This window comes from Vibrio orientalis CIP 102891 = ATCC 33934 (assembly GCF_000176235.1).
GTDB lineage: Bacteria > Pseudomonadota > Gammaproteobacteria > Enterobacterales > Vibrionaceae > Vibrio > Vibrio orientalis.
In genome coordinates this window covers 523,295-544,827 of sequence record NZ_ACZV01000004.1, presented here as the reverse complement: position 1 = coordinate 544,827, position 21,533 = coordinate 523,295, and the positions used below count along the sequence as shown (strand labels likewise).

Genomic DNA, 21,533 nt, shown 5'->3' with positions numbered 1-21,533 from the left:
TCAGTATCTTTATTTGGATCAGGGCGTTACGATAGACAAATCGATACATTGCGGATAAACATCGGTCAAAAGTAGTTTCTAGTGAATTTTATTAGTCAGTTGCGCCATCATTGGGCAAACAAAACCATCAACTATAGCTTTTTGATATTAGTTGCCTTGCTTGGGGTTGTGATTCCAGCGTGGCACTTTCAGCTAAACTCGCTGATCATTCCATTGATCCTCGGCATTATTGCCGCTGCACTAGCAGAAAGCGATGACAGTTTCACCGGTCGGCTTAAGTCTCAATCTCTCACTCTTATCTGTTTTGCCATCGCTTCTCTATCCATTGAACTTCTGTTTAGTACGCCATGGCTTTTCGCGTTAGGTCTGTTTAGTTCTACGTTTGGCTTCATCATGCTTGGTGCTATTGGTCCACGCTACGCAAGCATCGCCTTTGGTTCATTACTAATAGCTATTTATGCCATGCTCGGCGCGCATGAGAGCACCAATCTGTGGTTCCAACCCTTAATGCTATTAACTGGTGCGGCGTGGTACTATTTCGTCTCAATGATTTGGCATGCATTTTGGCCAATGCAGCCAGTACAACAAAGCCTTGCGAATGTCTTTTTGCAAATGGCCAATTACTTTGACTCTAAAAGCCAGCTGTTTCATCCAGTGAGCAGTATGGTCCCTCAACCTCACCGTATCGCTGAAGCTAAACTCAATGCGGCAACGGTCAATGCCTTAAACTCATGCAAAGCAACGTTTCTCAGTCGCTCTAAACGCGGTCATGTGGATGGAGCAAGTGACCGTTTTTTAAATATCTACTTTCTTGCCCAAGACATCCATGAACGTATCAGCTCAACACATTACCGTTACCAAGAGTTAGCGCATCATTTCGAACGTTCTGATGTATTGTTTCGATTCAAACATCTAATGGAAACACAAGCTCAGTCATGCAGAGAGATCGCTGAAGCCATTTTATTGGGTAAGGAGTATCAACATAACGATGACTCGGTTATAGCCCTTGATGAGCTGCAAAATTCACTCATTTATCTACAAGAACAAAACAACCCCCAATGGCGATTGTTACTTGGACAGCTAGGCTACCTATTTAATAACCTTGCGACGGTTGAAAAGCAGCTTAGTAACGTCAACAACCCTGATGCGAATCGACTTGAAGAAGATGTCTTGGATGATACTGAGGCTCACTCAATTAAAGCAATGTGGGCGAAGATAAAATCTAACTTCAGTAAAGATTCGATGCTATTTAGGCATGCTGTTCGAATGTCGATTGCACTAACGGTTGGTTACGGCATTATTCAGCTATTCGATATTGAACGGGGTTATTGGATTCTGCTTACCACATTGTTCGTATGCCAACCAAACTACAGTGCTACGAGACAAAAACTGGTTGCACGTGTCCTCGGGACATTTGCAGGTCTATTTATCGGTGTGCCTCTCCTGACGTTCTTCCCATCACAAGAGAGCCAATTGGTATTTATTGTCGTCTCCGGTGTTGCCTTTTTTGCATTTCGCTTGGCAAATTATGGCTACGCGACTGGCTTTATTACCGTACTGGTACTGTTTTGTTTTAACCAACTCGGCGAAGGCTACGCCGTCGTATTACCAAGACTTGCCGATACGTTAGTCGGTTGCGCTTTAGCTGTAGCAGCCGTTGCTTTAATCCTACCTGATTGGCAGTCTAAGCGATTACACAAAGTCATGGCTGAAGCGATTGAGGCAAACAAGAATTACCTAGCACAGATCATTGGGCAATATCGCATTGGCAAAAAGGATAGCTTGTCTTACCGTATTTCTCGCAGAAGTGCGCATAACCAAGATGCTAACCTAACCAATGCCATAAGTACTATGCTGGCAGAGCCTGGCCGTTATCAATCGGCTATCGATGAAAGTTATCGCTTCTTAACCCTCAATCATGCCCTGCTTAGTTACGTCTCTGCACTCGGAGCACATAGAACCCAGATTGCTGATGACGCGACACATAAACTGATCCTAGATGCGCACCGTGTTATCCACCAGCATTTGGACATTCTTTTTGCTCAACTAAATCAGCACTGCGATACTTGCGATACTAGTGAGATTGATGATCCTGCGCTCGAACAGCGCCTAGCAGAATGGCGTGATGAGGACGACAGTTCTGTTCGCATGGTGTTACAGCAACTTCACTTAATCTATCGCATGTTGCCAGAGTTACACTCTTTAGCGAGCAAATTTGCAGTCAGGGTAAACCACAGCGACCAGCAATAATAAGACACTATTCTCCACTACGATTACGTAACCGATTTACTATCATCGGTTACGTAATGTGTTCAACTTATCACCGCCTTACCTATTCTTTACACGCCCTGACATTTGTCGGACAAAATTTGAGCTGCGCTAAATACAATAAAGTCAGTTAATTCTTACTCACAGAGCGAACTAGTCTTCTTCCGTTGAAAACAGACTTGTCTGATAATAAAAGAAGCAATATATCGAAGGTACTGACCTATGACCCAACAACAATTCGAACTAATAAAGAAAGAGCTTAAAAAGCTATCAACTCATCAATTGCGCATTCTAAAGTGTGAGATCAACAGTGAGTTAGATGCCGAGAGTAAATCTGCTATTACTGACGAAGAGCTTAAGCTTATTTCGAGCTTGTTTGCATAAGCAAACTTGCTGAATCTGATGCCTGCATTTAAGCTATAATTAAGTGGAGGTGTGTATGCCAGTCTCTTCAGTCCAATCCGGATATCAAATCATTGATATGTCATCAAAGATGGCCGAGGAAGCTGCGCTCGAAATACAGCAAACCCAACAACAACTTTCCATACCCAAAGATAACACTTACGAATTCAATAAGGTCGAGTTCCACGCGGAGCCCCCTCCTTCTCACTTTGACGCCATCAACAAACTCAATGCTTCAGAACGTTACTCTCGGGTTGGTACAAATGTGATGCAACGTGACCAGGATATGCTTGGTACATTGCTTGATATTCATGTTTAACGCGGAGCACTAGCTTAAATTGTAGCAATACATTAAACAGCCATTGTTTTCCCTACCCTATACGTTAGAATGCAGACAAATTTATCGTTTTAATTCGTAATGCCGAAACTCAATCTCTCTAATCGCGATATCACTCAATTTTTACAGCCAGACCACTGCACTTCCACTTTAGAACAAAAACTCAGTCCTAACTTTGCCAGACCGGCATTAAGATTAACCCCTAGCCCATACATATCTGAAAAAGCATTATCAAAACGCTGGGAAAAGATTGGTCAACTCACCGATCAAGAGATCTTGTTAGACGAACAAACTCTAAAGAACGCCACTCTATACAATAAGAACATTGAGCATTTTATAGGTACAGTTAAAATTCCTGTTGGCCTTGCTGGCCCATTACGCGTTAATGGTTTGCATGCCAAAGATGATTACCTTATCCCGCTTGCAACAACAGAAGCTGCACTGGTTGCCTCTTATAACCGCGGAGCTCAATTAATTACTGCGGCTGGTGGTGCCAGTGCCATGCTGATCAATGAGGGGGTAACACGTACACCGGTCTTTCTATTCGAATCCTTAATCGACGCAGGTCAATTCGTCGCATGGGTTGTTACTCAGTATGATCATTTTAAGCGTATTGCTGAATCCACAACCTCTCATGGCCAATTGCATGACATCAATGTCAATATTGAAGGCAACCACGTTTACCTTATCTTTGAGTACCGAACCGGTGATGCTTCTGGCCAAAACATGGTCACAATTGCGACCAATGAAGTATTCCATTACATTCTAGAAAATTCGCCACACACTCCTGATGAAGCCTTCCTAGACGGAAACTTATCTGGTGACAAAAAAGCGAATTCCCATACGCTGCGTCACGTTCGCGGTAAAAAAGTCACTGCAGAAGTCCACATTGAGCGCACTCTTGTAGAGAAATATCTACACACCACCCCAGAATCAATGTCGCGCTTTGGCCAAGTGACGACGACCGGAGCCGCACTGAGTGGCAGTATCGGCGTTAATGCACACTACGCCAACGCACTTGCTGCTCTTTATATCGCTTGTGGTCAAGATGCAGCCTGTGTTGCAGAATCCGCGGTAGGTATCACTCGTATGGAAGTGAGTAAAACAGGTGGGCTCTACGCCTGCGTAACCTTACCTAACTTGATGGTTGGTACTGTTGGCGGCGGCACTCGCTTACCCTCTCAAAAAGCATGTCTTGAGTTGATGAACCTTCACGGCAATGGCAAAGCTAAATCATTAGCTGAAGTCGCCGCGGTATTGTGTCTAGCAGGAGAGTTATCGATCGTTGGCGCGTTTTGCGCAGGTCACTTCTCGCGCGCCCATCAAAAGCTTGCTCGTTAGTGTGATTACTAGCGATAAAAAATCAAAAAGGCTGTGTATTCACAGCCTTTTCTATTTAACTCCTACCATTTGATGGTGGTTTTTTTTGAAATGCAAAAACGCTTTGTTTAACGCGATTTCTTTTATCGGTTTAACAATCACATAATTTGCGCCTGCCCTTAAAAACGAGTTCCTTGTTTCTTGCATTCCATCTGCGGTACAAGCGTAGATCGGAGTGGTTAATCCAAGTTCATTACGGATAATCTCTGTCGTTTCTATGCCACCTAAATTCGGCAATTGGTTGTCCATTAGGATAAGGTCTACTTGGCTATCTTTTTTCAAGAAATCAATCGCATGCAAACCATCTTTAACCCAAGTCACTTTCATTCCATATTTTTCACAGAACGCTTTAGCGATAAAGGCATTGGTATGATTATCTTCGACGAGAAGTACATGAACTTGCTCATCAAACATCGTCGCTGGCTCCGACAAAGGACTGGTTTTTTCAGGCAGGAAGGTGGGGGTCAGACCTAACTGAATCGGTACATGTACGGTGAAGTGTGTCCCTTGTGCGACTTCACTTTCAATTTCTATCTCACCGTCCATAATCGACACTAGGCTACGAACAATCGCTAGACCTAATCCACTACCGCCATACTCACGCGTGGTCGTTGACTCTGCCTGTACAAATGGTTCGAAAATATCTTTTAGTTTACTTTTCTCAATGCCAATTCCCGTATCAAAAACATCGACTTTCAGCCAAGTTGCTTCATCGCGCTCTAACGCATTGACCACCACTTGGACTTGCCCTTGATGAGTAAACTTAACGGCATTGCTAACTAGGTTAAACAATATCTGGTTTATGCGAATCTGGTCACTAAACACCCAACTGTCAGACTCAATATTACTCTCTACACTAAAATCAACGCCCTTATTGTCACATAACGGTTTGAATATTTTTTCAACGGTATTGGTCAGTTCCGCTAGTCGGAAAGCCGTTTTTTCAATGTGAAACTTGCCATGTTCAATCTTTGAAAAATCGAGAATGTCATTGAGTACGGCCAGCAAGTGTTCACCGCTATTACAGAGTACCTCCATATGCTCGACATCGCGTGGATCGTCCATTTTGCTCTTGAGTAGTTGAGAAACACCTAATATACCATTGAGCGGGGTGCGAAGTTCGTGGCTCATTTTGGCTAAAAAGTCAGCTCGCACGCGCGCAGATTCTTCGGCCTCTTCTCTCGCCGCCTCACTCTGTTTTTCTGCTTCGATAAAACTGGTGATATCTTGGCCCTGCGCCATAATGCGGATGACACTGCTATCGGTGGTAATTGGAGATAAGTTCCAGCGGAATGTCTTCTTTGCAATGGTGGTATTAATACCGGTTAATGTCGCCCCTTGCGCACACATTCTGATATGTGGTTGAAGGCTCTCAATTAGCAAACGACGCGCTTTGTCAGTTTTAAAGCATCTTTCAGCGGAAGGGTTGAATCGGACTAGCTGCCCCTCTACATTCCACAATGTAACTGGCGACAAGGAAAAATTAAACAGATCAGCAAACTGCTTTTCTTGCTCATTTAATCGTTTAAAAGAGCGCTGGAATGAGTGGCCTATCTGATGGAATTCTTCAATACTTGAGCCAGCAAAGTCACTAACCGTTTGTCGCTGAATAGAAGTATCTGCGTACTTCATCAAACTCTGTAGCTCTTTCGACACCCTTTTACCCACCCAAATACGGGTATAAATAGCGATACATATCACTAACAGGCTTGCAACCGCAATCCACACATAGTGACTACGCACAAATCGGACTACGTGTTCATTACCTTGAATGGTATAGACGGATAGAAACGTCGGTACATTATTAATGGTGAGGTCTGTTTTTGACACCATATAACGACTTGCATTTAACGATTGAGAGGATTGCTCAAGCCATTCAATATGTTGAAAGTCTTGGTCCTTAGTACTAGCCGCAATCACTTGTGAGCCAACCGCTAAGAGTATCTCATCAGCATTGCCTCCTTTAGTAATTGCATTGACTAAAGAGAAGTTGTTATTGAGTACGACACCAATGAATAAAAAACCAACCACTTCACCAGTATATAAATCGATGATAGCAGTTCGGCGCATCATCAGATAACGCATACCCATACTTGATGGCGTTTGCGAAATATACCAATCCGTTCCGCTGACCATATCTTCAGTAAGGTGAAGGATCTGCTGCTCAGATATACCATAGAATTGATAGTTGGCGTCATCCCAAACAATACCATCATTGTTATAAATGAAGCGAAAATCCGGCGCAAGATCAGGAGAAACTTGGTCAATTCCATTAAAAAATCGACCAAGGGCCGGGGCATCTTCACTTAGCAATCCTTCGAGAAGTACACGGTTTCGGCTATAGCTGTCTTGCTGAATCTCCAATGATTTAACTCTGAGGTTGAAAATCTCTTGGACAAGACTCTTTGTTTGCTGCTTAGTACGACCGATCTCTTGAGATACTACCTCTCTGTTGACCTGATAGTTTTGTAGCACCATCACTATAATCAACACCCCAATCACTAAAAAAATGGAGTTGGTGAGTATCGTGGCGAGCCGGTTCTTGTTGCCGGGCGAGAAAAAATTTCTCATTACTGATCCGAATACCTAAACGCTCGTTGCTTTAACTTCTCTAACTTCTTGGCGCTATCTTCGCTGGTGACCAGTTCAAAATCTCCAGAATAGACATGTGGGACTGCACGACCTTCAATGTCCCATTTTATCGCTTCTGCCATCGCGATACCGGTATCGTCATTCATACGCATAACCGTTACATCTAAACGCTTATCTGCAATTGCCTCCAACTCTGCTGTTCCACCACCCCAGCCATTTAATAAAATGTCTGTTCGATTAAGATCGGTTAAGGCATCTGCCGCCCCTAAAGCGACATCTGTTGAACAAGCATAGATAAATTTAAGATTGGGATCCTTTTCAATAGCGGTCAACGCAGCTTGATAACCTGAGTCTCGAGTCGCTTTGGTATAGAACGAAGACGAAAGCTTATAGTTGTCATGATGGCTCATTTCTTCAATAAAAGTATCACCTCGAGCATCACTCACGTAACCTTCAGAAAAATAGAGTACTGAGTAACGGCTCTCACCTTTGACAGTTTCCTTATAGTAATTTTCAATAACTCTAGTGCCCTTGATATGATCAAAACCAACATACATAAAGGGTTGTTGATGGTCCCACGCGCGCACAGGAGTGGTGATATTTTGCAGTATCAGTTTGGTGTCTGTCGAGCTGAGAACATGCTCAATAAACTTGCGGTGACGTGTTGTGTCGAGCGTGAAAATCAAATAATCAGAATTGTTTTGTACCGCTTCAAGTAACGAAAGACTTTGCTGCCTGACGTCAATATTAGGTCGAGTAAATACTTGATTGATGCTGTACCGAATGCCTAACTTCTCAAGACGAGTTTCAAAAGCCTTGATGTTACGACTCCAATAGTCCGAGATTTGTTGCCCTGGATAGACAACTGAAATAGTGACCGGTTTTTCCTGCTGATTTGCTAAGGGAGTGGGATAACGACGAACTTCTTCGCTGAGTTGGGCTGTGAGCTGTTTCTGTTTAGGGTGAGCTTCCAAATACTCGTCGTACTGCCAGTAACCGTTAAGCACTTGAGTGGTGTGGGCTAATGACGCCGAAGAATATAAAGCGAATATCGATAATATTAGCGTTTTAGACATGCAGATTTCTCTTGTAACCAACCATACTGAGCACTATTTATTATATTAGAGTTTCTAGTGCCTATTCGTTATTTGTAATCTGAGACAAATCAATGAGTACAACCCATTAATTTATCTCAGAATTTCCATTATGCCGTATAGTGTCTAGAACGTAAAAGCTAAATTACCCGAAAGACCGTATTGGTTACTGCCTGCATAGCTTCCCGCTAGGTCAAAGCTCACTAAGTCACCAGGACTGATTCCGATGCCGAGCGTTACAGAATCATCTAACGTACTTTCAAGATCCATCTCGTATCCGGCTCTCAATTGAGCCCAACCAAATGCATTCCCTTCGATACCCAGACGTAAATACTGAGTGTCATCATTCAAGTCTGTGAAGCGCTCTTGTGAGGTGAGATCTAAGTCCGCACTAGCGACAAAATATTCCATCGCGTAAGAACCTGATACTGTCACCTGAGTATCCAACTTATAGGTGCTCACGCCACTACCTACATTTAAGGTATCAATTTTTTTGGAAAAAAGGTCTTTGACTGCAATACCGACTCGATAAGATTCATAAAACCAAACCGCACCCAAATCCATGTTAAACGCATTCTCTTTCGTTTCACTTTCGTCATAATCACTGACATCGAAATCTTCAACGGAAAGGTTTTGTTTGTAGGTTTTGAGTTGTTGATATTTCGGAGTCACACCAAATGAAACATCTTGACCTTGGACGGTCATACGTTTGGCAAGTGCGACGCCAAATTCAGTGTAGCCAAAAGCAATCATATCCACTTCGGAGTTTTCATAACGTGTAGTAACGTCAGTGACTCCGTTACCATTGTCAGGCGCTATTGCAGTGACAGCAACGACTTCAGCGTAGCCACGCGTAAAAATATTGGCTGATAATGTCTTGATTGGTATAGCGACAGCTATCCCTACTCCACCAGTTACGGCTAATGGCTTATCGTCCGATAAGTCAGTCAAATAACCATTTAGCTGAGTTGCAATGGCGGGATCTGTACTACCACTATTTTCAAAGCTTGTAATGGTATCTTGTAGAGTGTCGATGGTATCAAGTGAATTGTCGGTATCACGGACATTGGCACCAATCGCAGGCACCAGAATACCAAATGTGTCGCTATCACGATGTACAGCAGTTAATGCCGGGTTATAGAAAGGAGCTAAAAGATAATCAGCACTCGTTACACCCGTATTACCCATACCGTTGCCTCGACCATCAGCGATAACGCTCGCTGCGATACTCACTGTTGAAAAGCCGAGACAACCCACCACTAATGATATTTTACTTAATTGATTCATATCCTTATTAACCTTATAAGTTTTGTACTTATCATTATCAAGGTTAATACAAATATTAAGATCTAGAGTATTTTTTAGTCAATTAGTGCTAGTTGTACCAAATCAGAGAGTTCTTTTGCGCCTGAAACAAGTGTTTCTTTTTCGCATTTGCTTAAACGCTTGATTTTATATTCGAGTTTAGATGCACTACTTCGTGAGCTTCCGGCTCCATGAAACCATACTAATTCAAGAGGCCCTTTGCCTTTTAGGGCTTTTGCGCCAGTACCACTTTGATGCTGTGAAAACCTACGCTCTACATTGGTGGTAATACCGCAATAGAGCGCATTGTTTTGCATTCGGATTAAATAGATATACCAACCCGAAATTGATTTATCAGCAGTTGAACTCATTAAGCTTGAAGCTGCTCTACGATTGAACGTAACTCTGCCATTTCTGCTTTAAGAGATTCAACTTCTTGTTCTAACTGCTCGATTCGGCTATGGCCCGAAGATGAAACTGGTGCTGCAGTAGCTAGCGCTTCGATATCAACTTCGCCACTAAAGAGGTGCATGTAGCGAGATTCACGCTTACCAGCTTCACGTGGAAGTTTAACCACTAGTGCCCCTTCTTCACGAGACGCCATGTTATCAAGCACAGCCTCTACTTCTTTAACGTCACCAAAGTCAGCTAATCGGTTGGTACGTGTTCTCAGCTCACCCGGAGTTTGCGCGCCACGAAGTAGCAAGCAGCAAACAATGCCTTTCTCTTGTTTGGTCAATTTGAGGTCACCAAACTCAGTATTGCAAAAGCGATGCTGAAACTTATTCGCACGACTGTTAAAACCACTTTCATCGCTGACTAAACGGCGAGAAATTAACTCATCTACCGCCTGCTGCACATCTGCATCCGTCAGTGCCATAACTGGCTCTCGGTTGCTCTTTTGATTACAAGCTGTTGTTAAGCTATTGAGAGTTAACGGGTAGTAGTCAGGTGTAGTGACTTCTTTCTCAATCAAGCAGCCGATAACACGTGCCTCTATAGAGTTAAGCTCAATATTCATACCGTTTCCTTATCTTATTATTGTTACGTGGTTCCACTAATGTTCAGCCAAAATTGGAATTGACTTGAACTCTCCATTCTCATCAATCATTACAATTTTGCCGCGATTCAGCTCTACTTCTGTAATTTCTTGCTGAGTCCGCTCCTTTTTGTACGCTGAAACAAGTTTACTTGATTTACCTTCAGGAGCTACTTTAGGTTGAGGAATGACAATCTGAGACGTACGCATTGTTTGCGCTTAAATTAACTAACAATGGACAAATCATATATCGTTCCTCGCAACGGCTCAATTGTCTCGGTGTAGATTGGCTAGAAAAGCGTCAACACATTGTAATGATTGATCTAAAGACTGTTATCACAGTAGATGTTGTGATTTAATCGATAGCAGTTAACCAAAAATTAGGGAAAGAGACTTATGAGCGGTGTATTTGAAATCGTATCTGAAGCACGTCGTAAAAATAAATTGAAACGTGAACTTATCGACAACGAAAAGAAAGTTCGTGATAACCGTAAGCGTGTTGACCTACTAGAAAACTTACTTGATTACATCAGTTCAGACATGAGCACAGACGAGATTGTTGGCATTATCAAGAACATGAAAGCTGACTACGAAGATCGCGTTGATGATCACATCATCAAGAGCGCTGAAATCTCTAAAGAGCGCCGTGACATCAGCCGCCGTATCCGCGAACTGACTGAAGAAGATAAAGTAATCCAAGGTAAAAAGAAGTAATTCTTGTTTCACCTGTATTCTTAGAGCCCGCGGTAACCAGCGGGCTTTTTCTTGAGACCTACTACCAACACGTTTGGTTATTTATTGAGTAAAATGTGCGTAAAACGTTTGCGTAATCGCTAACCCTCACCGTTCACATTTTTGGGGCTTTCATCACACATTTAGCCCTGTTATAGTTCGTCTCAGTTAATCATTTAGACCATTCGAGGCACGGAGCTTCCTCAGTTATCTCAAGAAGAGAAGAATTGGTACCGACAACGTTCGGCAAAAATTAAGAGGGTCAAATTATGGATATGGTTGAAATTCTAGGTTATGCAGCGTCTATCATGGTCGCTATCTCACTTACGATGAAAGACATTGTGAAACTACGTGTTCTTAACTTCATCGGTTGTGCATTGTTTACTGCATACGGCCTTATGATTGATGCCTGGCCTGTAGTCGTAACTAACGGCTTCATTGCGTGTGTTAACGTTTATTTCCTAGCAAAGATGCAAAGCGAAAAAAAAGACGATCAAGTTAAAAGCGCCGCATAACAAACAAAAAAGTTATCAAAAAAGCCCAGAATAGCGATTATTCTGGGCTTTTTTAATGGATTTTACTCAGTAAAATCTAATTGTTTGAGACAATAAAGAGCACTTCTACACGGCGATTACACGCCTTTCCCGCTTTCGTTTTATTGCTACAAGCCGGTACATACTCACCATACCCGCGAGTAAAGATTGAATCCATCGCGACGTTATTACGTACCAACTGACGCTTTACGGCACTCGCTCGCTTCATAGAAAGGCCGTCGTTAAACGTAGGTGCACCCGTACTGTCTGCGTGGCCATCGATAACAATATCGATTCCCGGCTGAGTTGCGAGATAACTGCCCATCATATCAAGCCAGTATTGTGAGTCAGGTGATACGTTTGAGGAGCCAGTATTAAACTTAATGGTGTCTTTCAGCTTTACCATTACGTGGTTACCAGGCAATAGCTCGTAGTCAACGCCGTTACTGGTCAAGAAACTTTGTAAATTGTGATAGCTCTGAGTGCGCTGCTGGCCCATCGGGCCTCTAACTCCTGAAGGCGAGATATTCGTTGGGGTGCCCCACTCTGGGTGTCTAACATCAAAATCAGAGCGTGGCGCTGTATCAAGCATATCATTGCCGAGCATCGCTATCTCATCTGCCATATTGCTACAGCCTGCCAATGTTAAAATAAGTGGTAATACCAAGCGCTTCATTCGTTCACCCGTGAGTCCTTTACTGTTCTTTAACTATATCGGCCAATTTCCCAAGACTTTAGCCTACCAACTGAAAATCTTTTACTCGTGGGGCTAGAGCGTGTTGATCTTTGCGCAGCTTTAATTATTAGTCATACTTTAATTCTAAATTCAGCAACCTAGCTGTTTCTCTTCTGACTTGGACAAAGTAAAATTGCTTAACTATTTACGAACTACTGTCTAACTGTTGTCACGTAGCAGTAGTACCGATATGAGAATCTAATATGAAAAAGCTTGTTACTTTCGCGCTCATTGCGTTATCAACACTGCTTGTTGGGTGTTCTGAAAGCACAACCCCACAAGAAGGCACCCATTACCAACAACTGCCAGCGAATCTTGCTACGTTTCGTCTACCTCTTGTTACTGAAGTCTTCTCTCTAAATTGTGGCCATTGCCGTAAGATGGAAAACGAAATTCCTACTATTGAGAAATTGACCGGCGAAAGCATCGGCAAGGTTCACGTAACCTTCAATGAAAGTGCTCAGATCGGCGCAATGATTTATTACGCAGCTGAAATGCAATTGGGCAAAAAACCGGATCACGACATGATGCTTGATCTGTTCGCAGCGACACAGATGGGTGACGGTGCATCACTAGGTGATAAGAAGATCGCGATCGATAAAGCTTTTGAAAGCAGAAACCTAACTAGCCCATATAACTTCAACGAAGACCAACAAAAGCAACTTTTTGCAGCAATGCAACTGGCGGATGACATCACCACTAAAGGTGAAATCAACTCAGTTCCTACTTTCGTGGTTAAAGGTAAATACATCGTGAACACGAGTGCTCACCAAGACGTTGAAGGTATTGCTAACACCATCAAGTTCCTTATTACTCAACCATAATTCGACGGAAAGGATTTATGTCTAAGATTATTTTCCCAATCATTATCTTCGTTCTTGCAGTATTTTTTATCTACCGCACTTGGACTAACCATAAAGCAGGTGAAGAAAACTTTGCGATTGGCCAAACCTTCTTACTTGAAAACGCCAAAAAACAAGGTGTTATCACAACTGAAAGTGGTCTTCAGTACGAAGTGCTGCATAAAGGCGAAGGCACTGAGCACCCAACTGCGACCAGTAAAGTAAAAGTTCATTACCACGGTACCTTGATTGACGGTACTGTATTTGACAGCTCTGTTGAACGCGGTCAACCAATTAGCTTCAAATTGAATCAAGTAATTAAGGGCTGGCAAGAAGGTTTAACCTACATGAGTGTTGGTGATAAGTTCCGTCTTTATATTCCTAGCCCACTGGCTTACGGTAAAAACGGCTCTGGCCCTATCCCACCAGCAGCAGCACTTATCTTTGAAGTGGAACTATTAGAAATTCAGTAACTAGCACTTCTGTAGCTAAGGCAAATAATTTAAAAGCCAATCGACGTTAGGTTCGATTGGCTTTTTTATTCGATTCAGAATCGTTTATTAACTGTATTGAGGTAGATGCGTCTTAATAAAATCGATATCTTCTGCATAAAAGTCATTGAGTGGTAAATCTTTTGGCGCAACCCAGCGCGTACTTTCCGGCATGTCTGATTGAGCAAGTTTCAACTTTACTTGAGCATCCGCTTTAAAGATCGCGTAATAAGTACGACCACCTTTTTCGTTAACGCCACTGAATGTCGCAGCATGTTGAACATTATTCGAGTCAGATTCTACAATGAGCTTACGCGCCGCATCGGTTGCTGACTCATTGTCGCTAACTCGCCCAAGTGGAAAGTCGATGACTTTAGCCCCACTTGATGACTTTACAGTCTCTTGAACCAAAACTTTGCCATCTTGCACAACAATAGCCTTAGACAAGTGTTTCATATCCATATTCCTTATTATTTTATTTGTACGTACAGCCTGCGCGTTAGATTTTTATGTAGGGGAACGCAAGCGCCTTAAGGGACCGACTAAACGTGCAAATAGTAACCTATGGACAAAGAGTATGCAGATATGCGTCGCAAAAGTATGATCTGGAAATAAAAAAACCAGCACATGATCATCGTGCTGGTTTTGTATCTAGAACATAAGCAGGTTATTTGTGTTTATCTTGAACGAATTTCTTGCTCACATCGACAACAGCAACATCTTTGAAAAAGCTACGCCCTAGTAGAAGCGGGAACGAAAGATGCGTTCGATCTGCTAGTGTAAAATCGGTTTTCTCTTTCAAGTCACCAAGTTGAATCCATGCTTCAACGACGGCACGCTTGTGCGTTCCTTCTGTACTAGACTGTCTAATTTTCACCCAACGTTTAACAGGAAGCGCAATTTCTTTGCTCTTCACTCCGTCATGTTCAATTTTAAACTTAACCCAGTCTTTTCCATCTCGCTCAAACGGAATAACATCAACAGCGCTAATTGAAGAAGTCGTGGCTCCTGTGTCTACGCGTGATTTAAAGCTTTGTTGTAGTCCTGGAACGTATACCCACTCTTCTTCGCCTAATAGTAACTTACCATCGGACGTTTTCTTTGCTTGAACTTCAACGACTGGCTCTTTAGGTTTCGTTGGCTCCGGCTTAACAGGCTCAACAACCTCTTCCTTTGGCTGTTCAACCTCCGGCTCAATGACCGGCTCTTCAATAACAGGCTTTTGTTCCGGCTCTACTGGCGCTGGACCCGTTGTGGAACATGCCATTAAGCCACCGCTTAACATAATTGGAATCAGCACTTTCCATGGTTTATTCATTCGACCACCTAATCTCGACAAAACAACATAAGGGACGCATCGCGCCCCATTATATTTAAGATACTTTGATAATCGCTTCGGCTACGTAAGGGATGTCCTTTTCAGTCAGGCCCGCGATATTAATACGACCATCGCCTACCCCATAAATACCATATTCTTCACGGAGTTGCGTCATTTGGTCTTGCGTAAAGCCTAGCACAGTAAACATGCCTTTGTGGCTTTCAATAAAGTCGAATTGTGAAGTATTGTGGGTATTTCTCAATTCATTACACAAAGTCTGACGCAAGTTTAACAAGCGTTGTTGCATTTCACTCAACTCTTGCTTCCAAACGGTCGTTAGCTCTTGATTTTGTAGGATGGTTTTCACTAGTGCTGCGCCGTGATCAGGTGGCATAGTGTATGTAGAACGTGCTAGCGTAAGAAGCTTACCTTTGGCATTTCCGACATCTTGCTGAGATTTGCCAATAACAATTGCCGCGCCGGTACGCTCACGATATAGACCGAAGTTTTTCGAACACGATGTTGTGATCAGCATTTCTTCTACGTTGTCGGCCATGTGACGAAGACCTTTTGCATCATCTTCTAGTCCGTCACCAAAGCCTTGATAGGCAATATCTACAAATGGAGTAAACCCATTTTTCTGTGATAACGCCGTGATTGCTTGCCATGCTTCAAAGTCGATGTCTGCCCCTGTTGGGTTGTGACAACAGCCATGAAGTAATACAACATCAGATGGACCTGCTTTTGAAAGATCTTCTAGCATCTTAGCAGTGTCAACTTGCTTAGTCTCTGGAGAGAAGTAATGGTAGAACTTAACTTTAAGGCCTGCCGCTTCCATGACTGGTTTATGGTTAACATAGCTTGGATTCGAGATCCAAACGGTCGTATCTGGCTGTGCAACTTTCATCAAGTCACCCAGCATACGGAGTGCACCACTCGCACCAGGCGTTTGGATTGCAGCAACGCGATCGGTTGCCGACGTACCTGTCAAAAGAAGGTCGATCATGCTTTGGTTGAATTCTTCACAACCGGCAAGACCAACATAAGACTTGGTTTTTTGATTTGCAACAACAACGTCTTGTGCCATTTGGATGGCTTTCATGACTGGCGTTTCGCCCGCGCTGTTCTTATAAACACCAATGCCAAGGTCAACCTTGTTGGTGCGTTCATCGTTACGGTATGCAACGGAAAGAGATAAAATAGGATCTAATACTGGAGTTGGTAGATTAGAAAACATGAAAGTCATAACCCTTTGAAATTCAAGTAACGGCTGACACGTTATCATCTAACTTATAAATTCAGAAACAAATTTTAGCGACCAAGCGCAAATCAGAATTAAAAGCTGTAAAATTTAACATACACGCAACATCTTCAGCTTTTCTATAAGAGGTAACATTGCTAGAGCTTGAACGTATGAATGATTTGGTTTGAACTGCCCCGCCACTCCAAATTCAGGTCTTTCTTGTCTTGCTCAAACTTACCATCAATCAGGACATCGATATATTCAACGACTTCTCTTTGCGCCTCATCAAGTTCACTTAATGTGTAGCCGGTCCAAACCCAAATGTCTTTCCCTGGACACTCAGTTCTGACACGTTTAACAAGCTTCAATATGTCCGCTACATTCGCAGGATGCAAAGGATCACCACCCGATAACGACAAGCCACGCTTTTTAATCCGAGTATCATTCAAGTCTGCAATGATTTGGTCTTCAGCTTCTTGAGTGAAATAAACACCAGAGTCTAATCGCTGAGTCGATTGGTTATAACAGCCACGACATTGATGCACACAACCTGATACAAACAGTGTGCAGCGCGTACCCGGGCCATTTACAACATCAATCGGATAGTATTGGTGGTAGTTCATGGAGAGTCCTTATCGACGAAAAGAAAATCAACCCATTACAGGTTGATTTTCAAAGTATGAGTGTGGAAGTAAGCGCTTAAAGGTGCTTCACTCGACGCTTAACTTCTTCTTGCTTACCGAAGTTAAACGGACGTGCATCTGGGCTGCCTAGGTAACCACATACTCGGCGGGTTACCGACACTTTGGTTGAATCGTGATTACCACAACTCGGACACGTAAAGCCCTTGCTGGTACAATCGAATTCGCCGTTATAACCACATTCGTAACACTCATCAATCGGAGTATTAGTACCGTAATACGGTACGCGGCTGTAGCTGTAATCCCAGACGTTTTCTAACGCTTCAACGTTGCGCTGCATGTTCGGAAATTCACCGTAACAAATAAAGCCACCGCTTGAGATTTCTGGATATGGCATCTCAAAGTCAATCTTATCGTATGGGTTTACTTTCTTTTCAACGTCTAAGTGGAAGCTGTTGGTGTAGTAACCTTTATCAGTCACACCTTTAATCACACCAAACTCTTTGTTGTCGATACGGCAGAAACGGCTGCATAAGTTTTCACTTGGCGTGCCATATAGGCTAAAGCCATAACCTGTTTCGTCAGTCCACGAGTTTACCGCTTCTTTCATATGCTTGATGATGCCAACCGCTTTTTCACGTAGAACCGCATCATCGTAAACATGTGCTTCTGTACCAAACAGTGCGTTAACGGTTTCGTGGATACCAATGTAACCCAACGAGATAGATGCGCGGCCGTGTTTAAAGATATCCGAAATAGAGTCATCGGCTTTCAGACGAACACCGCATGCCCCTTCCATGTAAAGAATTGGCGCTACACGTGCTTTCACGTTTTCAAGGCGTGTAATACGCGTTTCTAATGCACGTCGTGCGAGCTTTAACTTACTATCAAGCAGTTCGTAGAACTTAGCTTCACTACCTTTGGCTTGAATCGCAATTCGTGGCAAGTTCAGGCTCACAACACCAAGGTTGTTACGGCCTTCATGTACCAGTTCACCATTTTCTTCGTAGGTACCAAGGAATGATCGACAGCCCATCGGAGTTTTAAACGAACCGGTAATTTCAACGACTTTGTCGTAGTTAAGAATATCTGGGTACATACGTTTAGAAGCACACTCAAGCGCAAGCTTCTTAATGTCGTAGTTTGGATCTTCCGCTTTGTGGTTCAGACCATCTTTAATACCAAAGACAAGTTTTGGGAATACAGCGGTTTTACGGTTTTTACCAAGACCAGCAATACGGTTCTTAAGAATCGATTGCTGAATCAGACGAGATGCCCAACTCGTACCAAGACCAAAGCCAAAAGTAACAAAAGGAGTCTGACCATTTGCGGTATGTAACGTGTTTACTTCATACTCAAGTGATTGGAAAGCGTCATAACACTCTTTTTCAGTGCGAGCAGTAGCAAAAGCTTCCGCATCAGGAATATTCCATTCTTGAGCAATCTCAAAGTGCTTATCGTAGCTCGTCATAACATACGGCTCTAACACTTCATCAATACGGTTGATCGTAGTACCGCCGTAAATATGGCTTGCTACTTGTGCAATGATTTGCGCCGTTACCGCTGTCGCAGTAGAGATTGATTTCGGAGTATCAATCTCAGCATTACCCATCTTAAAGCCACGTGTCAGCATGCCCTGTAGGTCAATCAACATACAGTTAAACATCGGGAAGAATGGTGCATAATCCAGATCGTGATAGTGAATATCACCCTGTTCGTGTGCCTGAACAATATCACGCGGCAAAATGTGAGTTTTCGCATAATGTTTAGCAACGATACCCGCAAGTAAGTCGCGCTGGGTCGGAATCACTTTACCGTCTTTGTTGGCATTTTCGTTAATAAGATCTAAGTTACTCTCTTCGATCAAACCTTCGATCTCTTGCGTCAACGCGCTCTGTTTCTCACGCGCAGTATCACGGTCATGACGGTATTCAATGTATGAACGTGCTAGCCCTTTGTATGGACCTTGCATCAATTCGTCTTCAACAAGGCTCTGGACTTCAGTGATCTCAACTTCATCGCGATCTTGTAGCTTGAGTTCAACTGCTAATGCCACATTTAGGGCATAAATAGCGATCTCTTGACTATTGTGATCCGCCGCTGCTTCCACTGCTGCTTGGATACGGTCTCGACTAAATGGTGCTCTCGACCCATCACGCTTGATTACGATTGGTTTCACTGATTCTCCTTACCCTAAGCATACTCACAGAGTTATCCACAAATACACTATATAGGCGATTTATTATTTAGCTGACACAAGATGTTGTGGCGTATTTAACGAAATGACACTGCTAAAAGTATTGATTTCGATCAATAAAAAGAGAGCCTAGCTCAAGATCAAATCAATCTTGGTGGCATAGATCCAAGTTACAAAGTAATTCGTGAAAATTGCAAAAATGGCGCATTTGAGACTTGATTTTTTGCGATGACTTATAGGATAAAGGTTGCAATAGAATTCGAAACATTACGTCAACTATTATGCAAAAAACATGGCCAATTATTAGTGTCCTCGCTTTATTAGGATCATTTAACAGTTATGCGGATACGCTTTACTCAGCTTGGAATTTAGAGTGGTTGAGCAGTACACCATCTAGCAAGTTTAAACCCTCTCAGAGATATGATCAGGACTACCAATCTTTGCATCACCACTTCTCATCTATGGAAAGCGACATTTTGGCGTTTCAAGAGGTCAATGATAAACAGGCTTTAACGAAAGTCATCGGCAGTGATTACCAATTTTTTTTTTCCCATCGTTCAAACGCCGACAATCAACGCCATCAATTCAGCGATATAAATCAGTACACTGGTTTTGCGATTAGAAAAGGGATAGCAGTAAAAGATATGCCTGATATCAAGCTGGATAGATCACCTAACAGTAAGTTGAGGTTTGCTAGCTACGTCATGCTACACCCAAACTCGCAACAGCCAATCCATGCTCTGTCGGTCCATTTAAAAGCGCGTTGTTCAGGTGCATATAATGGCAGTAAAGCGTGCCGAACTCTTAAGGTTCAAGGTCAACAGCTCAACAAGTGGATAAAAGAACGTGAAAAGAATAATGACGCTTATGTCATCCTTGGAGATTTTAATCACAATCTTAGTTACAACGGAGACTGGTTGTGGAAAGGCATTTCACAGGGCACCGACGCAACATTAGCAACGAAAATGACCAAAGCGAACTGTAAGGTTAAGTCTCGGAATAACCCTAACAAAACCCACCAGTTCAAATCTCTAATCGACCATATCATTGTCAGCAGTGATCTTGGATTTCATTCACCTAAGCAGAACCTCTATAAGGTCGACGATGTTCTTAATCGTCAAATGAGCGACCACTGCCCTATCTCGGTGAGCATTAAGTAGCTTTGGCAATTTTCACCGAGTCTCTGCGGTTCAAAAATTGCTTGGCTAACAGAGAACCCAATATCATCGTTGATAAAAAGAGCACGACTGGATAGCCACCAAACCATACACTTGAGACCGCCGGTCCGGGGCATATTCCAGCTGTGCCCCAACCAATACCAAATAACGCCGAGCCAACGATCAATCGCGTATCAACTTGAGAACTTGACGGTGTTGAAATCTGATCTTGGCTGACGCTCACCGTTCTTGGCTTAATAACGAGAAAGTAGGCTGGCATAAACACCGCCAAAGCTCCGCCCATCACGAATGCTAAACTCGGATCCCAACTACCAGTAACATCTAAAAAGCCAATCACCTTTTGCGGGTCGATCATGCCGGACAGTGACATGCCCATACCAAACAATAGGCCGCTGATAAGAGGCGTTAAGGTAACCATTAATTTCTTCATGTTTCGCCCCTTATAGATGCAAACGTAGATAAACAGTAACCGCAGCAGTCACCATAAATACCAATGTCGCGATGACAGACCGTTTGGATAGACGCCCAATTCCGCATATTCCATGCCCACTTGTACACCCGTTCGCCACCCTAGTTCCAAAGCCCACTAATAATCCACCAACGACCAAAGCAACGAAGGGAATTTGAGCAAAGTCAGGAGACACAATTCCAAATATTTTCAATGCAATAGCACCACCAACAATCATCCCTCCTACAAATAGCAAACGCCACTGCACATTACCTTTCATTGGTGTAATGAGCCCATTCACAACGCCGCTAATTCCCGCAGTTTTTCCATTGACCAACATCAACAAAAGCGCCGACACACCTAAGAGCATCCCTCCTAGTAGTGACATCCAAGGAACCGAATCAAACATTGACCTTCTCCTCAGAGTCACAGAACACACTGTGTAATGTAGTAATTAGCTGCTCTACACGCGGATCTGACAGCGAATAGAACACTTGCTGTGATGATTTACGAGCAGAGATAAGACGATGCTTTCTCAGTACCGTCAAATGCTGTGAAAAAGCAGACTGACTAAGAGTGGATTGGTCTTGTAGCTCACCAACTCCCATTTCCCCCTGAGTTAGCTGACATAAAACCATCAACCTTTCAGGATGTGCCATGACTCTAAGCAGTTCGGACGCCTCAAGTACGTTACTCTGCATTTTGTTTAATTCTATAACTTGCAAATCTCAGCCTCCTACAACTGGAACTTACATTA

General features: G+C 43.0%; 24 protein-coding genes. 9 read left to right on the top strand and 15 right to left on the bottom strand.

Annotation, left to right across the window (positions count from 1 at the left end):
• Nucleotides 1-81 precede the first annotated feature (81 nt).
• From yccS to VIA_RS05950, 4 genes are all read left to right on the top strand, one after another.
• Entirely contained in the window at nt 82-2,250 is a 2,169-nt protein-coding gene (gene yccS / locus VIA_RS05960; RefSeq protein WP_004411679.1) for a YccS family putative transporter, read from the top strand.
• A 240-nt stretch (nt 2,251-2,490) separates the two neighbouring features.
• Nucleotides 2,491-2,652, top strand: coding sequence for a hypothetical protein (locus VIA_RS22305; protein ID WP_004411678.1), 162 nt, complete (start codon nt 2,491-2,493; stop codon nt 2,650-2,652).
• A gap of 55 nt (nt 2,653-2,707) precedes the next feature.
• A complete protein-coding gene (locus VIA_RS05955; protein WP_004411677.1) occupies nt 2,708-2,989 on the top strand; it encodes a hypothetical protein in 282 nt (93 codons plus the stop codon).
• 99 nt (nt 2,990-3,088) lie between these two features.
• On the top strand, nt 3,089-4,348 hold the full coding sequence (locus VIA_RS05950) for a hydroxymethylglutaryl-CoA reductase (protein ID WP_004411676.1): 1,260 nt from the start codon (nt 3,089-3,091) through the stop codon (nt 4,346-4,348).
• Between the two features lie 51 nt (nt 4,349-4,399).
• Here VIA_RS05950 and luxQ read toward each other — a convergent pair whose 3' ends face one another.
• The 6 genes from luxQ to VIA_RS05920 all read right to left on the bottom strand — a co-directional run bounded on the left by luxQ (nt 4,400) and on the right by VIA_RS05920 (nt 10,627).
• Nucleotides 4,400-6,958, bottom strand: coding sequence for a quorum-sensing autoinducer 2 sensor kinase/phosphatase LuxQ (gene luxQ / locus VIA_RS05945; RefSeq protein ID WP_004411675.1), 2,559 nt, complete (start codon nt 6,956-6,958; stop codon nt 4,400-4,402).
• Entirely contained in the window at nt 6,958-8,055 is a 1,098-nt protein-coding gene (locus tag VIA_RS05940; RefSeq protein ID WP_004411674.1) for an autoinducer 2-binding periplasmic protein LuxP, read from the bottom strand. The genes luxQ and VIA_RS05940 overlap by 1 nt, the downstream gene beginning before the upstream one ends.
• Before the next feature lie 144 nt (nt 8,056-8,199).
• Nucleotides 8,200-9,360: a conjugal transfer protein TraF gene (locus tag VIA_RS05935; RefSeq protein WP_004416617.1), complete on the bottom strand. Its 1,161-nt coding sequence runs from the start codon at nt 9,358-9,360 to the stop codon at nt 8,200-8,202.
• Between the two features lie 74 nt (nt 9,361-9,434).
• A complete protein-coding gene (locus VIA_RS05930) occupies nt 9,435-9,749 on the bottom strand; it encodes a GIY-YIG nuclease family protein (RefSeq protein WP_004411672.1) in 315 nt (104 codons plus the stop codon).
• Nucleotides 9,749-10,399 (bottom strand): YceH family protein, encoded by a 651-nt coding sequence (locus VIA_RS05925; RefSeq protein ID WP_004411671.1) that lies wholly within the window; start codon nt 10,397-10,399, stop codon nt 9,749-9,751. The genes VIA_RS05930 and VIA_RS05925 overlap by 1 nt, the downstream gene beginning before the upstream one ends.
• 36 nt (nt 10,400-10,435) lie before the next feature.
• A complete protein-coding gene (locus VIA_RS05920; protein WP_004411670.1) occupies nt 10,436-10,627 on the bottom strand; it encodes a hypothetical protein in 192 nt (63 codons plus the stop codon).
• Nucleotides 10,628-10,813: 186 nt separating this feature from the next.
• On the opposite strand from VIA_RS05920, the gene VIA_RS05915 reads away from it, so the two are divergent.
• Both VIA_RS05915 and VIA_RS05910 read left to right on the top strand, forming a co-directional pair.
• Nucleotides 10,814-11,131, top strand: a complete 318-nt coding sequence (locus VIA_RS05915) for a DUF496 family protein (protein WP_004411669.1) — start codon at nt 10,814-10,816, stop codon at nt 11,129-11,131.
• Nucleotides 11,132-11,418: 287 nt separating this feature from the next.
• Entirely contained in the window at nt 11,419-11,664 is a 246-nt protein-coding gene (locus tag VIA_RS05910; protein ID WP_004411668.1) for a YgjV family protein, read from the top strand.
• Nucleotides 11,665-11,740: 76 nt separating this feature from the next.
• Here VIA_RS05910 and VIA_RS05905 read toward each other — a convergent pair whose 3' ends face one another.
• Entirely contained in the window at nt 11,741-12,358 is a 618-nt protein-coding gene (locus VIA_RS05905) for an OmpA family protein (protein WP_004411667.1), read from the bottom strand.
• Between the two features lie 263 nt (nt 12,359-12,621).
• Between VIA_RS05905 and VIA_RS05900 the strand changes: the two genes are divergently transcribed.
• Complete coding sequence (locus VIA_RS05900) at nt 12,622-13,242, top strand: thiol:disulfide interchange protein DsbA/DsbL (protein WP_004411666.1); 621 nt, start codon at nt 12,622-12,624, stop codon at nt 13,240-13,242.
• Nucleotides 13,243-13,259: 17 nt separating this feature from the next.
• On the top strand, nt 13,260-13,733 hold the full coding sequence (gene bamJ, locus VIA_RS05895; RefSeq protein WP_004411665.1) for a BamJ family beta-barrel-assembly machinery protein: 474 nt from the start codon (nt 13,260-13,262) through the stop codon (nt 13,731-13,733).
• Nucleotides 13,734-13,820: 87 nt separating this feature from the next.
• Here bamJ and VIA_RS05890 read toward each other — a convergent pair whose 3' ends face one another.
• The 5 genes from VIA_RS05890 to nrdD form a co-directional block, all read right to left on the bottom strand.
• Nucleotides 13,821-14,207 carry an NUDIX hydrolase gene (locus VIA_RS05890; protein WP_004411659.1) on the bottom strand — a complete coding sequence of 129 codons (387 nt, stop codon included), beginning with the start codon at nt 14,205-14,207 and terminating at the stop codon, nt 13,821-13,823.
• 211 nt (nt 14,208-14,418) lie between these two features.
• Entirely contained in the window at nt 14,419-15,069 is a 651-nt protein-coding gene (locus tag VIA_RS05885; RefSeq protein WP_004411658.1) for an ATP-dependent zinc protease family protein, read from the bottom strand.
• Between the two features lie 55 nt (nt 15,070-15,124).
• Entirely contained in the window at nt 15,125-16,306 is a 1,182-nt protein-coding gene (locus tag VIA_RS05880; protein ID WP_004411657.1) for an amino acid aminotransferase, read from the bottom strand.
• A 161-nt stretch (nt 16,307-16,467) separates the two neighbouring features.
• Complete coding sequence (gene nrdG, locus VIA_RS05875) at nt 16,468-16,935, bottom strand: anaerobic ribonucleoside-triphosphate reductase-activating protein (RefSeq protein WP_004411656.1); 468 nt, start codon at nt 16,933-16,935, stop codon at nt 16,468-16,470.
• A 76-nt stretch (nt 16,936-17,011) separates the two neighbouring features.
• Complete coding sequence (nrdD, locus tag VIA_RS05870) at nt 17,012-19,132, bottom strand: anaerobic ribonucleoside-triphosphate reductase (protein WP_004411655.1); 2,121 nt, start codon at nt 19,130-19,132, stop codon at nt 17,012-17,014.
• Between the two features lie 299 nt (nt 19,133-19,431).
• Here nrdD and VIA_RS05865 point away from each other — a divergent pair, with 299 nt between their 5' ends.
• The gene (locus tag VIA_RS05865) at nt 19,432-20,310 is read left to right on the top strand and encodes an endonuclease/exonuclease/phosphatase family protein (protein ID WP_004411653.1); all 879 of its coding nucleotides are present in this window, start codon (nt 19,432-19,434) and stop codon (nt 20,308-20,310) included.
• Here VIA_RS05865 and VIA_RS05860 read toward each other — a convergent pair.
• The 3 genes from VIA_RS05860 to VIA_RS05850 are packed head-to-tail and all read right to left on the bottom strand — an operon-like array spanning nt 20,303 to nt 21,477.
• Nucleotides 20,303-20,758 (bottom strand): YeeE/YedE family protein, encoded by a 456-nt coding sequence (locus tag VIA_RS05860; RefSeq protein ID WP_004418031.1) that lies wholly within the window; start codon nt 20,756-20,758, stop codon nt 20,303-20,305. The genes VIA_RS05865 and VIA_RS05860 overlap by 8 nt on opposite strands.
• 10 nt (nt 20,759-20,768) lie before the next feature.
• Nucleotides 20,769-21,185 (bottom strand): YeeE/YedE family protein, encoded by a 417-nt coding sequence (locus VIA_RS05855; RefSeq protein WP_004411649.1) that lies wholly within the window; start codon nt 21,183-21,185, stop codon nt 20,769-20,771.
• Nucleotides 21,178-21,477, bottom strand: coding sequence for an ArsR/SmtB family transcription factor (locus VIA_RS05850; RefSeq protein WP_004411645.1), 300 nt, complete (start codon nt 21,475-21,477; stop codon nt 21,178-21,180). The genes VIA_RS05855 and VIA_RS05850 overlap by 8 nt, the downstream gene beginning before the upstream one ends.
• Nucleotides 21,478-21,533: the final 56 nt, after the last annotated feature.

Excerpts from the sequence above, each read along its gene's own strand:
- VIA_RS05940 (WP_004411674.1), bottom strand. The coding sequence starts at position 8,055 with ATGTCTAAAACGCTAATATTATCGATATTCGCTTTATATTCTTCGGCG.
- VIA_RS05900 (WP_004411666.1), top strand. The coding sequence starts at position 12,622 with ATGAAAAAGCTTGTTACTTTCGCGCTCATTGCGTTATCAACACTGCTT.
- VIA_RS05905 (WP_004411667.1), bottom strand. The coding sequence starts at position 12,358 with ATGAAGCGCTTGGTATTACCACTTATTTTAACATTGGCAGGCTGTAGC.
- VIA_RS05920 (WP_004411670.1), bottom strand. The coding sequence starts at position 10,627 with ATGCGTACGTCTCAGATTGTCATTCCTCAACCTAAAGTAGCTCCTGAA.
- VIA_RS05925 (WP_004411671.1), bottom strand. The coding sequence starts at position 10,399 with ATGAATATTGAGCTTAACTCTATAGAGGCACGTGTTATCGGCTGCTTG.
- VIA_RS05915 (WP_004411669.1), top strand. The coding sequence starts at position 10,814 with ATGAGCGGTGTATTTGAAATCGTATCTGAAGCACGTCGTAAAAATAAA.
- nrdG (WP_004411656.1), bottom strand. The coding sequence starts at position 16,935 with ATGAACTACCACCAATACTATCCGATTGATGTTGTAAATGGCCCGGGT.
- luxQ (WP_004411675.1), bottom strand. The coding sequence starts at position 6,958 with ATGAGAAATTTTTTCTCGCCCGGCAACAAGAACCGGCTCGCCACGATA.
- VIA_RS05855 (WP_004411649.1), bottom strand. The coding sequence starts at position 21,185 with ATGTTTGATTCGGTTCCTTGGATGTCACTACTAGGAGGGATGCTCTTA.
- VIA_RS05935 (WP_004416617.1), bottom strand. The coding sequence starts at position 9,360 with ATGAATCAATTAAGTAAAATATCATTAGTGGTGGGTTGTCTCGGCTTT.
- VIA_RS05955 (WP_004411677.1), top strand. The coding sequence starts at position 2,708 with ATGCCAGTCTCTTCAGTCCAATCCGGATATCAAATCATTGATATGTCA.
- VIA_RS05880 (WP_004411657.1), bottom strand. The coding sequence starts at position 16,306 with ATGTTTTCTAATCTACCAACTCCAGTATTAGATCCTATTTTATCTCTT.
- VIA_RS05885 (WP_004411658.1), bottom strand. The coding sequence starts at position 15,069 with ATGAATAAACCATGGAAAGTGCTGATTCCAATTATGTTAAGCGGTGGC.
- VIA_RS05910 (WP_004411668.1), top strand. The coding sequence starts at position 11,419 with ATGGATATGGTTGAAATTCTAGGTTATGCAGCGTCTATCATGGTCGCT.
- VIA_RS05850 (WP_004411645.1), bottom strand. The coding sequence starts at position 21,477 with ATGCAGAGTAACGTACTTGAGGCGTCCGAACTGCTTAGAGTCATGGCA.
- bamJ (WP_004411665.1), top strand. The coding sequence starts at position 13,260 with ATGTCTAAGATTATTTTCCCAATCATTATCTTCGTTCTTGCAGTATTT.
- VIA_RS05860 (WP_004418031.1), bottom strand. The coding sequence starts at position 20,758 with ATGAAGAAATTAATGGTTACCTTAACGCCTCTTATCAGCGGCCTATTG.
- VIA_RS22305 (WP_004411678.1), top strand. The coding sequence starts at position 2,491 with ATGACCCAACAACAATTCGAACTAATAAAGAAAGAGCTTAAAAAGCTA.
- VIA_RS05930 (WP_004411672.1), bottom strand. The coding sequence starts at position 9,749 with ATGAGTTCAACTGCTGATAAATCAATTTCGGGTTGGTATATCTATTTA.
- VIA_RS05865 (WP_004411653.1), top strand. The coding sequence starts at position 19,432 with ATGCAAAAAACATGGCCAATTATTAGTGTCCTCGCTTTATTAGGATCA.
- VIA_RS05890 (WP_004411659.1), bottom strand. The coding sequence starts at position 14,207 with ATGAAACACTTGTCTAAGGCTATTGTTGTGCAAGATGGCAAAGTTTTG.
- VIA_RS05950 (WP_004411676.1), top strand. The coding sequence starts at position 3,089 with ATGCCGAAACTCAATCTCTCTAATCGCGATATCACTCAATTTTTACAG.